Here is a 13883-nt window from a genome sequence, read left to right on the forward strand (position 1 = left end):
TAATATACAGGGCTATTGCTTTATTAAACTACATCTCCTTCTCTAATAACCGCCCTTTTTTGAAATAAGTCCGTAGTGTTGAACGATTGGCCAAAAATACACCAATCAATATAAGACAAGCCCCCATTCCCATTGTAGGATTTAAAGGTTCTCCTAAAATGATATATCCCACAATTATTGCAATTAATGGTGATACATATAACCACGTCGATGGAAATACTGGATTTGTTTTTGATAAGAGCCAGTAATATAATCCGTGTCCACCAATCGATCCGATAAATATGAGATATAAAATAGGCCATTGCACACTCCATGAAGTTAATACGGTTACATTTGGTTGTTCTACAATAATAGATGCGATTAGTAGTAAAATCCCTCCATAAAACATTTGAATACCGTTAATAAGAAATGGTGATACATTTGATAAATCTGACAGTATTTCTTTCGAACGAATAGAGCCTATTCCGTAAAATAACTCCCCTATAACTAAAACAATACAAGCAATACTCCATATGAAACTTACTTGTTGATGCATTCCTGGTAAAGAAACAAATATAACACCTATTAGTGCAATAACTAAAGCAACGAGTTGTTCCTTTTGTAATTTCTCCCTATTCCTCTTTGCTTGTATTAATAAAATCATCATTGGTCCCGTAGCAGAAAGAACAGCAGCTAATCCCGAAGAAATATATTGTTCTGACCAATATAAACTTGCGAATGTCATAAATGTTAAACAAAATCCAGCATACATAATGCGTTTTGAAAATATATGTGGCATAATTTCTTTTCGCTTTAATTTAAAAATAATCATAAGGATTATGCCCGCTAAAAAGAAGCGAATTCCTGCTGAAAACAACGGTGGCGCCCCTGCTTCAATTCCAATTTTTATCGTTAAAAATGTTGTCCCGAAAATAATACATACTAAAATGTAATTAAAAATGACCATTTTGCTTCCTCCTTTTTACTCTTAGAATGAGTATAGAGGCTATGGTGTATAACAGTGTATCGGTACATATAACAGTTACTTCAAGTTGTAGTTGATTCCCTATATATTTTTCGCTTTAATTAAGTTAAAAAGAAAAATAGGTGAACCTATGAAAATTGTATTGCGTAAAGAAACAAACATACCGTATTACAAGCAAATATATATGCAAATTGTTGACAGAATACAAAGTGGTATGCTTTCACATGGTGAATCTCTTCCTTCTTTACGTTGTATGGCCACAGATTTACAAATCAATGTATTAACAGTTCGTAAAGCGTATAAACAGTTAGAAACGAAAGGGTATATACGCATCGAACAAGGAAAAGGTGCTTACATATATAAACGGGTAAAGAAAGATTTCAAACCAATTCCGTATAAATGGCAACAAACGAAAACGATTAATGTTATGCGTTCTCAATATGCAATGAATAAGCACCGTAAATATTATAATTTTTCACAAGCAATTCTGTATCCTCGTCTGTTACCAAATCCATTTTTGGCAGATGAAATGCATAAATTGCTGGATAAAAATCCGATGTTGTTAGCAACTTATGGGCCAGTTCAAGGCGATTATGAATTGCGAGTTGAAATAGCAAATTACTTACATGAACACCAGAAATTAGTGACAGACCCATCTCAATTATTAATTACAAGCGGCGCACAACAAGGAATTGATTTAATTGCTCAAACATTATTAAAACCTGGAGATATTGTATTGGTAGAAAGTCCATGTTACAGTGCTGCGCTTGATATTTTCATCAATAAAGGTGTTCAAATCATTCCCGTTTCTCTTGATAATCATGGAGTTCGCTCCGACTTAATTGATGATATTTGTCAAATTAAAAATCCCGTTTTATTGTATACGAATCCCACCTTCCAGAATCCGACAGGTACAGTAATGAGTAAAGAACGAAGAATGGAACTTATAGAACTATCGGAGCTATATCAATTTTTTATTATTGAAGATGATTCTTTCGGAGAAATATATTTTGAGGATGCTATAATCCCGCCCCCAATCAAAAGTTTTGATAAGGATGGCCACGTAATATATATAAAAGGATTTAGTAAAACGTTAGCACCAGGACTGCGTATTGCAGCACTTATTGCCGATGGTCCTATTTTTGAATGGCTATATGCAGTAAAAGGTTCAATGGATATCGGTAGTCCTTTATTAACACAAAAGGCACTTCTACCGTTTTTACGTGCAGAACGTATGAAAAACCATTTAGAAAAATTACGTACAGCTTTACAAATGAGACGTGATTTAACAATTGATATATTATCGCCATTAAAAGAACTACACTTTGAAATACCAAATGGAGGTTTTAATTTATGGGTGACACTACCTGATTCGATAGATCCCTTTACCTTATTACAAAAAGCAAATGAAGTAGATGTCTCTTTTTTACCAGGAACAGCTTGTCTATTAAACTACGAAACAAATGATAACCAATTAAGAATTAGCTATTCAATGTTAAACGAGAAAGATATGGAAATTGGATTAGAGAAATTATATGATACAATACGAAAAAGTATTTGTTAGAAGCAATATCACATTAGCCAACAATAAATAATACCCGCAAATGAAAATGTATAGTATGGGATATTATCTATTGTTGAGCTTTTTCGTTATTCAAATCTAGTTACTCTATAAGCTGTAATCTTTATTATCATTCCACTTTAACTACAATCTTTCCTCTAACATGTTGTCCTTCACTCAAAATATGAGCTTCTTGAACTCCTGCTTCATTAAATGGCACCACTTTACTTATGATTGGTTTGATTTTTCCGTTTACAATTAAAGCTGATAATTCTTCTAATTGTTTTCCATTTGGTTTTAGCCATAAAAATCCTGATTTTATTCCTTCTACTTTTTGTAGTGGTTCATGAACAATGGAAACTAGAACACCACCAGGTTTAATAATTCGAAAACTTTTTTCTTGCACTTCGCCACCTATTGTATCTAACACAATATCAAAATCTGATACTAGTTCTTCAAATTTATCTTTTTTATAATCAATAACGAGATCCACTCCTAAAGACTGTAAAAATTCTTTATTTTTACTACTAGCAGTCGTGGCAACAAAAGCTCCAAATGATTTTGCGATTTGGATTGCCAAACTTCCAACGCCACCAGCTCCAGCATGAATGAATACACGGTCATTTTCTTTTATTTTTGCGTAATCTACAAGACTTTGCCACGCTGTAAGTCCTGCAAGAGGAATAGAAGCTGCTTCTTCGTAACTAATATTATTAGGCATATGTGATACTAAATCTAATTGTACTGCAATGAATTCAGCATAAGAGCCGCTTCCTATATTTTCAGGTTTCGTAAACACTTTATCTCCTATATTGAAACACTCTACATCTTCTCCAACTTCTTCAATAACTCCAGCTACATCTAATCCTAAAGTGATTGGAAATGAAAAGCGTAACTGCTCTTGTAAGTCACCTTTTCTTATTTTCCAATCAACTGGATTAACAGATGTTGCATAAATACGTATTAATACCTCATTATTCTTAACAACCGGTTTTAAAACTTGTCTTTCTTTTAATTCTTCAACACTGCCATATCGATCAATAACGATTGCTTTCATTTCCTCTCCTCCTTGCTGTTTATTTTAATAACATACAATTATTTCTCAAAATTTTTTGCCTTGAATTACCATATACTTATTTTTGGGGGTAATTATGCAAAAAGCATTATAAAGTGAAACTTTAATCATTCCTCACCAATCGGGCTCTTACTGCCCGGCAAATAGCGGGATGAATTTCAAAAAGAATCTTACACACATCTTAGAATTATTCAAAACTGTATTATTAATTAAATTCAAAAGAAATGGGGCTAACTTTATGAGTGAAAAGATATTTAAAATAAACGGTATTGATATATGTACAGAAAGCTTCGGTAACTCTAATGATCCCGCTATTTTATTAATTATGGGAGCTACTTGTTCAATGATATATTGGGATGAAGAATTTTGTGAACAGTTGGCGAACACAGGAAAATTTGTTATTCGCTTTGATAATCGCGATGTTGGACGCTCTGTTACATATGAACCTAGAACTTCCAATTATACAGTAACAGATATGGCTGAAGATGCAATTGGAGTACTAGATGCTTATCATATTAATAAAGCTCACCTATTTGGTATGTCATTAGGTGGTATGATTGCTCAAATTGCTGCTGTAAAACATCCCGAAAGAATTTTGACGCTGACTTTACTAGCGACTAGTGTAATAGGATCTGATGACAATACTCGCGATTTACCTCCAATGGATGAAAGGATTTTAACACATCATGTAAATGGCACAAGTATAGATTGGGCAAATAAAAATGATGTGGCAGAGTATTTAGTTTCAGGATCTCGTCTATTATGTGGATCAGAACGAATATTTGATGAAAATAGAGTTTATAAACAAGTAAAACAAGAAATAGAACGCGCAAACAATTTATTAAGTATGTTTAATCACGCTTTACTTCAAGGTGATGATGCATATGAAGGTGTACTTCAATCCATACAAGCACCTACATTAGTTATTCACGGAACAGACGATACAGCACTACCATTTGAACATGGCCTCGCACTAATTGATGAAATTCCAAACTCAGTACTATTAACCCTTAAAGGGGCAGGCCATGAAAACCATCCAGATGACTGGGAAAGCATAATTAACGCTGTTTCTAAACATACATCTAAAATTTAGATAAATAACTAATGGAAGGGGGCACAAATTGTGCCCCCTTCTAGTTACAAACAAAAACCCATCACTGTATTCGTATGTATAGTGATGGGGACTTTGTATATTTTTCTATGTTTAAAAAAATGGACAATCTAATTGATCAACAGATTCCCATAATTTTTTTTTTGCATTTTCGGTGGATGTATTTGTGTCTAGTGTCATGTTTTTAAAAGGGTTTACTTCGACTTTTAATAAGGATGAAGGCTCCACATATAATGAGAAAACATGGCTGCTTGGTAAAGCTTTTGAAACGTCAATATCTCCAACTTGTTTAAATAGTTGCTGCGCAGCAAAAAAGAAGAAATTAGTTGGATTTGATTGTTTATTCAGCCACGCAAGCATTTCAGGTGATACCGATTTATGAATATTGATTTTTACTCGATCACCACGTTTATATCGCCTAGATCGCATACTTCCACCAACTAACTTATCGTTAAGTTTGTAAATCCTAACTCTTTTTGCTTATGCTCTCTATATTTTGGCGAACAAGTATAGACTAATAATCCTCGTGCATTTGTAAATAACGGATTATCTACAAAGATTACATTTTTGAGTCGTCCTTTTTGCTTTAAAATCATTTTTAAACTGTTTTTAATAATTACTGCACCCCCGCCATAAATAAACACGTATGGATCGTCTTTCATATCATCAATTTTATTTATAATATCTGTTGCAACACGTGCTGCTAAACCTAATAGCGCTGGCTGTGATTCCTCAACTAATAAGGTATTTCTCGGATGCTTATCATTTAAATAAATTTGATTGAATTCTGTAATACTATCAATCGTTTTAGTTGGATACTTCCGGTTCCATCTCGTAATGATTTGTAGTAACGTCTCTTTTACACCATAAGATAAACCTTTACTTAGTTGCGGACGGAAATTCACCCCTAATGAAACGACTTCTTCTGTCGTCCCTGCACCAATATCAAAAGAAAGTAGAGTTTTATCTACAAAATCAATTTCAGAAACTTGATTTTGCTCACATTCTATTTTATGTTTCACAACATTTCCTTCTTCATCGTATACAATGCCCCACGTACCAGAAGCGCCCTCAGGCAGGCATTTACAATACTCAATTGAAACATTAATTGTCACATCGCGTCCGTTCGGATAATGGAAAATAACCTTATGATTTCCCATATAACGTTTTGCATTTTCAGCAGCTATTTCTTGTGTAATAAGCTGCATAGGAAGAGCGACAGATAAATCATAACGAATATTAATATGGCTAGAAGTTGGACTTTGACGCATAGCGCTTACCGCCAAACCTGATAGTATTGTAATAACCATTAACTCATCCGTTGACTTATTCGATTTCTTCTCTACCTCAGTACCTTTTAATTGATCTTGAATAACTTTTTCTCCAACGATGTATCGTACATTATTTAGCATTAACGATGGCGAACTTATAGTCACATCAATGTGGTTTTCTAATTCAGATAATGAAACATCTACCTCATCTAAGAGTCCTGTAGGCTCACCTATATATAAAGAATAAATACTCGGAATAAAAATAGGGTCTTGCCCTTTCACCATTAACTTCAAACCGTTGTTTCCTGCATCTGCACCAGCTTTTAAAAGTATAGACATAACTACCCCCTAAATTAATCTGACATCCCTTCCAAATATATGCGAGCCCATTCTTTTACATTCAAATGTATTGTAATTTTTTATTTATCATAAAACCAAAATATTGCATACTTACATATTTCGTGTAAAAAGTATTTGACATGATACTTTTCCAATTTTATACTTATATTTGTAAAAAGTTTTTTACAATCGAGGGGGCAATTATTTATTGAATACTAAAAAAACTATTTTTATAATCATTGTTTTAGCATTAATTGCAATACTAGTACATGGCACATATAAATACATAACTGAAGGTTCTATTTTAGGTGGTACGATTTTTGCTATTTCGTTAATACTTAGTAATTTAATTAATCACATTACTTGGGGAGATCCCCACGGTGTGTCAGAAGAAAGTCAAGATGAGATGGGACAACAAATTACATATAAAAGCTTTAAAATTGCGTATTTTGTGCTTGTAGTTGTAATGTTCCTTTTATTAATCTTCTCCGAAGGATTTTCTATGGGGGCTAATTTAGATGGAGTAAAAAACCTCCCTCTGTTCATCGCAATTTGCTCTTCATTCTTTATTTATCCTATTGTCGAACTCATAGTTGCAAAACAATATAAGTAAAAAGATGAGGTTTTCTACATGTAGAAAACCTCATCTTTTTATATTTACATACTCTCTACAATTGCTTTTAATTTATTCACAGTCCGCCAATTTCTAACTGTAGCTGGTGTATGTGACTTCTGAAACTGGTTCATTAATTTAGAATTTCGAATGCTATTTTTGAAAAATAAATAAACGACCTTCTCATCTATATAGCAATCTTCAAGTTCATTTTTAAATGTAAGCAATTGACTACTCTCTTCTTCAGAAAGTACATTAGCTAAAAAAGCAATATGAACACTTTCTCCTTCTAACAATGAATGAACTTCATATGGACATTGTTTAATAATATTTATAAATTCATCATGTGTTCTTAGCATGACTGGAACATCGAAATCAAATTCTTTTTTTATTTCAGATTGTATTCGGTCCTTTAGAAAGTTTATACCTTCCTCAGATTCGAACACAATATTACCACTTTGTATATATGTTTTCACTTGTTTTAACCCTATTGATTCAAACACTCGTTTTAAATCAGCCATTTTGATTACTTTATGGCCACCGACATTGATTCCTCTTAGTAATGCAATATAAAGTGTCATATTATCCCCCCCACAGTAAAATGAACTTATCAATTGAATCGGTTTTCCCACTCATATTTCTCGGATATTTGTTTTAATTCTTCTAACATATCATGAATAGATAATACCTCAAATAAAATAATAGATTCACTTGAAAAATGGTGATGATAATGATTTGGTTTATAATCTTTTAAATCATTTTTATAACTCCAAGTTGGGATATTAAAAAAATCACAAACTAACACTGTAAGAAAAACTGCAATCCCAGTTTTAATCACTCTTCCTCCAACGATATTCCATTTTCTATCTTGATTCATTTTTTATATCCTTCATTCCTGTTTCATTTTATATACATATATTATATATTGTTAAAATAAAAAAACCTACTACTTGAATATTCAAGAGTAAGTTTTCTATCTCATTATTTCATTATAGGTAAATGCATTATTATTTGTTGGCCAATTGGTCCCATTCTTCTAAAACCTTTATCTTGGAAACCAACTTTTGCATATAAATTTTGTGCAGGAATATTTCTTTCATTCACAGCAAGTACAACTTCATTTTTTATTGGAAAATAACGTTTTACAAACTCTTGTAATAGTGACAGTGATTTTTTAGCATATCCCTTCCCTTGTCTATTGTGATTTATAGAAAATGAAGTTAAAAGTAAAGCATCCTCATTATCTGTGAACTCCTTTACTCTATCTCCCGTTTCCAATGCGAAAAGACCCACCGGTACCCCATTGCGATCTAAAATAACAATCACATTTTTTGTATGATCACTTTTTGCTTTCTCCAGTAATGCGCTTGGATCTGATGTAAACTGAACTTGTTCACTTGGTAAAGTAAATGTTTGTATAACTTCTTTATATTTCTCCTTATACGGAGCTAATTGAATTTCCCCTGTGTGTATGTTCATGCTAAACTCTCCCATTTTTTAGCTTATTAACTTATACCTTGCTGTGCTTTTGAATGCACTCTTCCATCTAAAAAGGTAATTTCAACAAATGAATTTGGATCGTTCCCTTTCCAAGCAAAAATTTGTTTAATTTGTGTAGAATGCTCTACCCCTTCTTCTATAAGTAAATCTCCTTCAAAACCAATTAAATCTTTCACTTCTGTATAAGTCATTCCTTCATTTATACTCGAGAAATGATTTATATTGATAGACTCTTTCTGTTGCCTTTCCATCACAGTAGAAGAAGTTGCTGTTTGGTTTTTCACTTCTTTTCTCTGTTCACACGCTGTCATACTGAAACCTAAGCATAAACTAAACAATATACATGCGCTTTTTTTCATCATAACAGTTGTCCCTCCCATCATAATTAAACCATATATTCCCTCAAAAATAAACTGAATATTTAATATTATATTTAAAAACCTCGTACAATTAAGTACGAGGCTAATTTCATTTATTCAAATGATTATTTGATTGATCATCCTGTTCTTTTCTTAACTCTTGTTCTTCATCTTTTGGTAATTGTTTATCATTATCTTTAATTGGATTCGTTTCTCTATTTTCTATCATATCATTTGGAACTTGTGGCATTACTCGGCCCACAATAGCGGCTAATTCATCTAGTATACCTTCACCTGTTTTTCCTTTTTTAATTTGCTTTCCGATTTGTTTGAGGCGTTCATACGTATCAACATCTGCTACAACGACTGCATTAGCACCGTCAGGGTCATTTTTTAAACTTTCTGCAACAGAGTACTTAATTGATTCAACTCGAGTTCGATCAAGTTTTGCTTTTACATCAATACCTACAATAGCATATTTTCCAACAACGACCGCTGTTGCATCATTCACACCTGGCACACTTGCTGCTAAAGATGCTAAATGATCTGCTGCTTTTTCATTTGGCTTATTTGATTTATTCGTATAATTAACATTTTTCATTGAAACATTTTTTTGTTCCGGCTTTTCGTTTGGATTGTCTTTTTTTCCAATACTGCATCCAGTTATAACGAAGCAAAGCATCAATATATATATTAGAGTTTTCATTATTTTCACCACTTCACTATTAAGGTTTAATCATAAATTTTTTCAACAGCTTGCATTTTCTTTACCTTTTCCTCAGCCCCGCTATTAGCATTAATGAATATTTGGTACGTATCTTTTCCTAAAGTGCCTACAAATTCATAGCAAAGTACTTCATTATGCAAATCATTGACTACTAAAGCTTTACGTTCTTCCATAACTTTTACATCCGGATTGATTTTCTTTCTTGCTTCTGCTGCAGTTAGCTTTGCCGATGGAACTGTTCGCTTTTGATGTGACGCTAAGTATTCTTTTGCGGAGAACCCAACGATAGAACCATCATCTAAAGCAATTTTCATTTGGATTGCTTCTGGATAAATTCGTACTCCATTTTCATTTACTACATACGTAAATACACCAACATTATCATATTGAGAGCTATCATAAAGCTCCATATTATTAAACTTATGGTCCTTTAAAAATTTCAAACCTTTACTACCTGCATCGTTTAAACTAACTTTCTGTTCTTTAATTTCGCGGTTATTCATAACCCAAATTGGATATCCGCCTTTTCCGGTAATATCCATATAGAACTCATTGTTCGTTGCTTCATCTTTAATTTTCACACTATAGAAGGATTCTTTCGCACCTTTTCCGCTTTTCTCAACATCTACTTTTTCATTTCCTTTTAAATTCAAAAATGATTTGGCAATTTTCGCCGCTTCATCTTTAGAAATTGCCTTTCCTTCCGCTTCAAATCCACCTTTTTTATTTTTTTGCGCACTTGTAAAGGTCGGTCCGAAGTTTGTAGAAGAATATGATGTTACGTTTTTCTCTACAGTTTTCAATCCATCAATAATTGTGTTATCTGCTGGATCGCGATTTGATGCAAGTGCCATTTCTACATCCATCCAGCGTAAATTATTTTTCAAAACAAGATGTTGTACTTTTCTTAGTTCATCTTGTATATTTCCTGCATTTGAATATAAAGTTTGTAGCGTTTTATATTCTTGCTCATTTAACGGCTCTTTTTCTAAATCACGAATGGCTGCACGGTAACTGAAATCACCGATATTCGCTAAAAATTCTTCCGTTTTATTAAATGGCATTAATGTTAAAGGAAGTTGCCCTACATCCGAGCGAGCTTCAGATGTTAAACGCCATACATCCGCTAATGCAGGTGATAAAGATGATCGTGAATTCATTGCAAGTGTTGTGCCAATTTTATCGTGTAATAAATCGACTTCGTATGCTAAATCATGGAATGCACGTTGATAGCTATTTTCCGCTCGAATTAAAACTGCATTTTTCTCTTGGTGCTCTTTATAGCCCCAATAGCCTGTTCCTACTACACCGACTGTTAATAATACAATGATAATACCTCGTAACATTGTCCCACCTCCGCTCTATTTACAGAAAATATGTTTACCGATTTTTTTAATTTGTGGACGAGTCCAAATCCATTTACTAGTCGCAGTATCTGGATTGAAATAATATAAAGCATTTCCTGTTGGATCCCATCCGTTAATCGCATCTAAAACTGCTTTTTTTGCTGTTTCATTTGGCGTTAAATATATTTGTCCATCGGCTACCGCTGTAAATGCTCTAGGTTCAAAGATTACACCTGAAACAGTATTTGGGAATGACGCACTTGTAACACGATTCAAAATAACGGCAGCTACTGCAACTTGTCCTAAATATGGTTCACCGCGTGATTCTCCGTATACTGCGTTTGCCATCAGCTGAATATCATTTTGAGAATAACCGTTCGGAACATTTGTCCCTTTATTTTGAGGTGGTTTATTCTCTTGTGCAGTTCCGCCGCTATTTCCTTTATTTGTTGTCGTCCCTTTATTAGCAGTTGACTTGTCATACTTCGTTGCCTTCACGAGCATTTGCTTCGTTTTAGCTCCAGCTAAACCATCAACGGGTAATCCGAATTTCTCTTGAAAATTCCGAAGTGCCCAATATGTACCCCATCCGAAAACACCATCCACTTTTCCCGTATAAAACCCGTTATATTTCAAACGAGATTGCAGTTCAATGACATCTTCGCCAGATGCTCCTCTTTGAATAACTTGATTAGAAAAAGCTTCTACATTCTTTAGTTGTATACTACTGACCATTAAAGACAGTCCTATGAACGCAAGTAAAACTGCTATTTTAAAAATAGCTTTTTGGCGCATAATTTTCCCTCCTTAATTACGGAAATGATTTCTTGGTTATGTTTTGTAAAAGCCTCGCTTTTATGTAAAGAAGACAAAAAAATCCAAACTAATATCGTTGAAAAAATATGTAAACAATATAAAAAAAGGATAAAAGGAGTTCATCATGAAGAAATCTTTAAAACACATCGCACTCGTCATTCTGTTCCTAACAACATGTTCAAATATATATACAGGCTCATCAATTGTTCATGCGCAGCCACCGTATGCCAAATGGGGTAAACTTGCCGTAGAAAAGACGAAAGAACAATACCCAAAAGCAGAAATTATTGACTATCTTCATATAGGTAGAAAACCAAAAACAGTTCAAATAACTGTTGAAAAATTTAAATTGTGGTTACGTGAGAACGGAAAAGAATACGGTGTTTTTGTTGATGTAGAATTTGAAACGAAGACGGAGAAATTTATAAAGCTGTCGTTTCAGAAGACGAGTAGATAAAGTGAAACTTTAATCAGTGGGGGTTTTGTTCATCTCCCACTGATCATCAGCCCTCACCAATCGGACTTTTACGGGCAGCCCGACAAATAGCTGGATAAAGTGAAACCCCCACTGTTAAAAACAGACACAGTGGGGGTTCTTGCATTTCTAAAATTCTTTTCTAAAGTTTCGATTCCCTAAAAATCTTACCAATATACAAATAGCACCAATTACAACTGCTATCCCTATACTGTATAAAAGTACTTTACCATATCCACCTATTCTCGGATCTAAAAACGGATATGGATACCAATTCACGATTGGACCACGTATTAAGCTATATACAACGTAAAAAAATGGGAATAAAAGCCAACTTGCAGCTTGTTTCCAAGTGATTTTCTTAATAGGTGGATTTAAAATCCAATCTAAAAGCATTGTAATCGGCATGATATAATGTAGCACAGTATTTACCCATGGTATTGCCGTTTGAAGTGATTCTTCTAACCCTCTTAATAATAAAAAATAAATGAGTCCAGTCGTAAGTATGTATACCGTTGCTGCACCACGAAGTATACCAAACTGTTCTGAGCGACCAAATGTAGCTGTTCCGATACTACTTAAAAGGAGAATACATGCAACTAAAATGTTACTTTCGATAGTGAAGAAACTAAAAAAGTTAACTGGGTTGAACGGTTTCACTTGTGCCCGTATTATAAATTGCGTAATGATTGTACTAAATGCTAGAAGGCTTAAACATAGTCTAAATAAAGATAAAATTTTTTCATCTTTCATACATTCCCTCCTTTTCTTATATATAATTAGAATTTCCCTGTACATGCTCAATAAATAATTTTAACGGAACGAGCCCACGTTTTGGCATATGACTACTTATAATAGCTACTACTTCTAATTGAGGAATGATAACGATGTATTGTCCGCCGTATCCCATAGCAAAATATATACAATACGGTATGTGAAATCTTTCGTTATGTAATACCCACCAGTGATACCCATATGCGCCGACATGTTCATATGTTTCAAATAGAGCCCTACTTGACTCTTCTAACCATTTCGCTGATACAATTTCTTTTTCATTCCAATATCCATTTTGTAAACATAATTTTCCTAATTTTAACAAATCGGTAGATTTCATTTTCATACCGAAGCCACCTACATATATACCCTGCGGATCTTGTTGCCACTCGTATTCGTTAATTTTTAATGGATCAAATAAATATTTCTTTGCAAACCGCTCTGTCGACATTCCAGTAGCTTCTTGAATAATATAGCTCAGTAAATGAGAAGAACCTGAATTATAATTCATTTTTGTAGCAGGTTCTTCAATTGTTGGCTTCTCTAATATGTACTGTACCCAGTTCTCTGATTCTACAAAGTCATTTGGGAATACTACTCCATTCCCAAACTCTTTCCAGCCCTCACCAGTAGTCATTGTTAATAAGTGATATAGCGTTAAATCATGTTTTTCCCCAGGTACATTTTCAATCCACTCTGTAATTGATGTATGTATATCATTTATATAGCCCTTATCAATTGCAATACCAATTAATAAAGATACGATACTTTTTGTAATCGAATTTATTTTATATAAATTATTTGCACATTCGGGTGTTTTATAATACTCAGTTGTTAATTCCCCTTTTTGATAAACAAGAAATGTATTCACTTTTTTCTTTTCGAATTTATTTTCTAGTTGCTTGAAATCCAAAAACTTTACCTCCATTTAAATAGTTACTCCATTTATTAT

General features: G+C 33.4%; 17 protein-coding genes. 4 read left to right on the forward strand and 13 right to left on the reverse strand.

Translation table 11 applies throughout. The features are described from left to right. Positions 1 to 28: 28 nt before the first annotated feature. Positions 29 to 946 carry an EamA family transporter gene (locus tag NST90_RS13270; protein ID WP_000234337.1) on the reverse strand — a complete coding sequence of 306 codons (918 nt, stop codon included), beginning with the start codon at positions 944 to 946 and terminating at the stop codon, positions 29 to 31. A gap of 148 nt (positions 947 to 1094) precedes the next feature. Here NST90_RS13270 and NST90_RS13275 point away from each other — a divergent pair, with 148 nt between their 5' ends. Next, positions 1095 to 2528, forward strand: a complete 1434-nt coding sequence (locus NST90_RS13275) for a PLP-dependent aminotransferase family protein (RefSeq protein WP_061113122.1) — start codon at positions 1095 to 1097, stop codon at positions 2526 to 2528. 127 nt (positions 2529 to 2655) lie between these two features. Here the strand turns inward: NST90_RS13275 and NST90_RS13280 are convergent, their stop codons facing one another. After that, positions 2656 to 3582 carry an NADP-dependent oxidoreductase gene (locus NST90_RS13280; RefSeq protein ID WP_000644581.1) on the reverse strand — a complete coding sequence of 309 codons (927 nt, stop codon included), beginning with the start codon at positions 3580 to 3582 and terminating at the stop codon, positions 2656 to 2658. A 256-nt stretch (positions 3583 to 3838) separates the two neighbouring features. Here NST90_RS13280 and NST90_RS13285 point away from each other — a divergent pair, with 256 nt between their 5' ends. After that, a complete protein-coding gene (locus NST90_RS13285) occupies positions 3839 to 4693 on the forward strand; it encodes an alpha/beta hydrolase (RefSeq protein ID WP_001290788.1) in 855 nt (284 codons plus the stop codon). A 111-nt stretch (positions 4694 to 4804) separates the two neighbouring features. Here NST90_RS13285 and NST90_RS13290 read toward each other — a convergent pair whose 3' ends face one another. Together NST90_RS13290 and NST90_RS13295 are read right to left on the reverse strand one after the other, a co-directional pair. After that, positions 4805 to 5140, reverse strand: coding sequence for a hypothetical protein (locus NST90_RS13290; protein ID WP_001257760.1), 336 nt, complete (start codon positions 5138 to 5140; stop codon positions 4805 to 4807). 11 nt (positions 5141 to 5151) lie between these two features. Further along, positions 5152 to 6321, reverse strand: coding sequence for a ParM/StbA family protein (locus tag NST90_RS13295; RefSeq protein WP_000025622.1), 1170 nt, complete (start codon positions 6319 to 6321; stop codon positions 5152 to 5154). A gap of 208 nt (positions 6322 to 6529) precedes the next feature. On the opposite strand from NST90_RS13295, the gene NST90_RS13300 reads away from it, so the two are divergent. Further along, positions 6530 to 6934, forward strand: a complete 405-nt coding sequence (locus NST90_RS13300; RefSeq protein WP_001093141.1) for a hypothetical protein — start codon at positions 6530 to 6532, stop codon at positions 6932 to 6934. Between the two features lie 44 nt (positions 6935 to 6978). Here the strand turns inward: NST90_RS13300 and NST90_RS13305 are convergent, their stop codons facing one another. The 7 genes from NST90_RS13305 to sleB all read right to left on the reverse strand — a co-directional run bounded on the left by NST90_RS13305 (position 6979) and on the right by sleB (position 11661). Beyond that, entirely contained in the window at positions 6979 to 7515 is a 537-nt protein-coding gene (locus NST90_RS13305) for a DUF1697 domain-containing protein (protein ID WP_000177388.1), read from the reverse strand. Between the two features lie 29 nt (positions 7516 to 7544). Beyond that, complete coding sequence (locus NST90_RS13310) at positions 7545 to 7811, reverse strand: aromatic acid exporter family protein (protein ID WP_001070830.1); 267 nt, start codon at positions 7809 to 7811, stop codon at positions 7545 to 7547. A gap of 104 nt (positions 7812 to 7915) precedes the next feature. Continuing rightward, complete coding sequence (locus tag NST90_RS13315) at positions 7916 to 8428, reverse strand: GNAT family N-acetyltransferase (protein WP_116269174.1); 513 nt, start codon at positions 8426 to 8428, stop codon at positions 7916 to 7918. A gap of 11 nt (positions 8429 to 8439) precedes the next feature. Then, positions 8440 to 8796 carry a hypothetical protein gene (locus tag NST90_RS13320; RefSeq protein WP_000976446.1) on the reverse strand — a complete coding sequence of 119 codons (357 nt, stop codon included), beginning with the start codon at positions 8794 to 8796 and terminating at the stop codon, positions 8440 to 8442. 106 nt (positions 8797 to 8902) lie between these two features. Next, positions 8903 to 9499 carry a YhcN/YlaJ family sporulation lipoprotein gene (locus tag NST90_RS13325; protein ID WP_000854053.1) on the reverse strand — a complete coding sequence of 199 codons (597 nt, stop codon included), beginning with the start codon at positions 9497 to 9499 and terminating at the stop codon, positions 8903 to 8905. 26 nt (positions 9500 to 9525) lie between these two features. Continuing rightward, the gene (ypeB, locus tag NST90_RS13330; RefSeq protein ID WP_000943727.1) at positions 9526 to 10866 is read right to left on the reverse strand and encodes a germination protein YpeB; all 1341 of its coding nucleotides are present in this window, start codon (positions 10864 to 10866) and stop codon (positions 9526 to 9528) included. A gap of 15 nt (positions 10867 to 10881) precedes the next feature. Further along, positions 10882 to 11661 carry a spore cortex-lytic enzyme gene (gene sleB, locus NST90_RS13335; protein ID WP_001249053.1) on the reverse strand — a complete coding sequence of 260 codons (780 nt, stop codon included), beginning with the start codon at positions 11659 to 11661 and terminating at the stop codon, positions 10882 to 10884. Between the two features lie 145 nt (positions 11662 to 11806). On the opposite strand from sleB, the gene NST90_RS13340 reads away from it, so the two are divergent. After that, positions 11807 to 12139, forward strand: a complete 333-nt coding sequence (locus NST90_RS13340) for a DUF3889 domain-containing protein (protein ID WP_000749105.1) — start codon at positions 11807 to 11809, stop codon at positions 12137 to 12139. 147 nt (positions 12140 to 12286) lie between these two features. Here the strand turns inward: NST90_RS13340 and NST90_RS13345 are convergent, their stop codons facing one another. Together NST90_RS13345 and NST90_RS13350 are read right to left on the reverse strand one after the other, a co-directional pair. Next, positions 12287 to 12910, reverse strand: coding sequence for a Pr6Pr family membrane protein (locus tag NST90_RS13345; RefSeq protein WP_000650958.1), 624 nt, complete (start codon positions 12908 to 12910; stop codon positions 12287 to 12289). A 16-nt stretch (positions 12911 to 12926) separates the two neighbouring features. Beyond that, positions 12927 to 13844: a serine hydrolase gene (locus NST90_RS13350; RefSeq protein ID WP_242266091.1), complete on the reverse strand. Its 918-nt coding sequence runs from the start codon at positions 13842 to 13844 to the stop codon at positions 12927 to 12929. Positions 13845 to 13883 lie beyond the last annotated feature (39 nt).

The organism is Bacillus sp. FSL E2-8900, from assembly GCF_037966225.1.
GTDB lineage: Bacteria > Bacillota > Bacilli > Bacillales > Bacillaceae_G > Bacillus_A > Bacillus_A cereus.

Bases quoted from the DNA above. Each gene is read 5' to 3' on its own strand.
- NST90_RS13270 (WP_000234337.1), bottom strand. From the start codon at position 946: ATGGTCATTTTTAATTACATTTTAGTATGTATTATTTTCGGGACAACA.
- NST90_RS13275 (WP_061113122.1), top strand. From the start codon at position 1,095: ATGAAAATTGTATTGCGTAAAGAAACAAACATACCGTATTACAAGCAA.
- NST90_RS13280 (WP_000644581.1), bottom strand. From the start codon at position 3,582: ATGAAAGCAATCGTTATTGATCGATATGGCAGTGTTGAAGAATTAAAA.
- NST90_RS13285 (WP_001290788.1), top strand. From the start codon at position 3,839: ATGAGTGAAAAGATATTTAAAATAAACGGTATTGATATATGTACAGAA.
- NST90_RS13290 (WP_001257760.1), bottom strand. From the start codon at position 5,140: ATGCGATCTAGGCGATATAAACGTGGTGATCGAGTAAAAATCAATATT.
- NST90_RS13295 (WP_000025622.1), bottom strand. From the start codon at position 6,321: ATGTCTATACTTTTAAAAGCTGGTGCAGATGCAGGAAACAACGGTTTG.
- NST90_RS13305 (WP_000177388.1), bottom strand. From the start codon at position 7,515: ATGACACTTTATATTGCATTACTAAGAGGAATCAATGTCGGTGGCCAT.
- NST90_RS13310 (WP_001070830.1), bottom strand. From the start codon at position 7,811: ATGAATCAAGATAGAAAATGGAATATCGTTGGAGGAAGAGTGATTAAA.
- NST90_RS13315 (WP_116269174.1), bottom strand. From the start codon at position 8,428: ATGGGAGAGTTTAGCATGAACATACACACAGGGGAAATTCAATTAGCT.
- NST90_RS13320 (WP_000976446.1), bottom strand. From the start codon at position 8,796: ATGATGAAAAAAAGCGCATGTATATTGTTTAGTTTATGCTTAGGTTTC.
- NST90_RS13325 (WP_000854053.1), bottom strand. From the start codon at position 9,499: ATGAAAACTCTAATATATATATTGATGCTTTGCTTCGTTATAACTGGA.
- ypeB (WP_000943727.1), bottom strand. From the start codon at position 10,866: ATGTTACGAGGTATTATCATTGTATTATTAACAGTCGGTGTAGTAGGA.
- sleB (WP_001249053.1), bottom strand. From the start codon at position 11,661: ATGCGCCAAAAAGCTATTTTTAAAATAGCAGTTTTACTTGCGTTCATA.
- NST90_RS13340 (WP_000749105.1), top strand. From the start codon at position 11,807: ATGAAGAAATCTTTAAAACACATCGCACTCGTCATTCTGTTCCTAACA.
- NST90_RS13345 (WP_000650958.1), bottom strand. From the start codon at position 12,910: ATGAAAGATGAAAAAATTTTATCTTTATTTAGACTATGTTTAAGCCTT.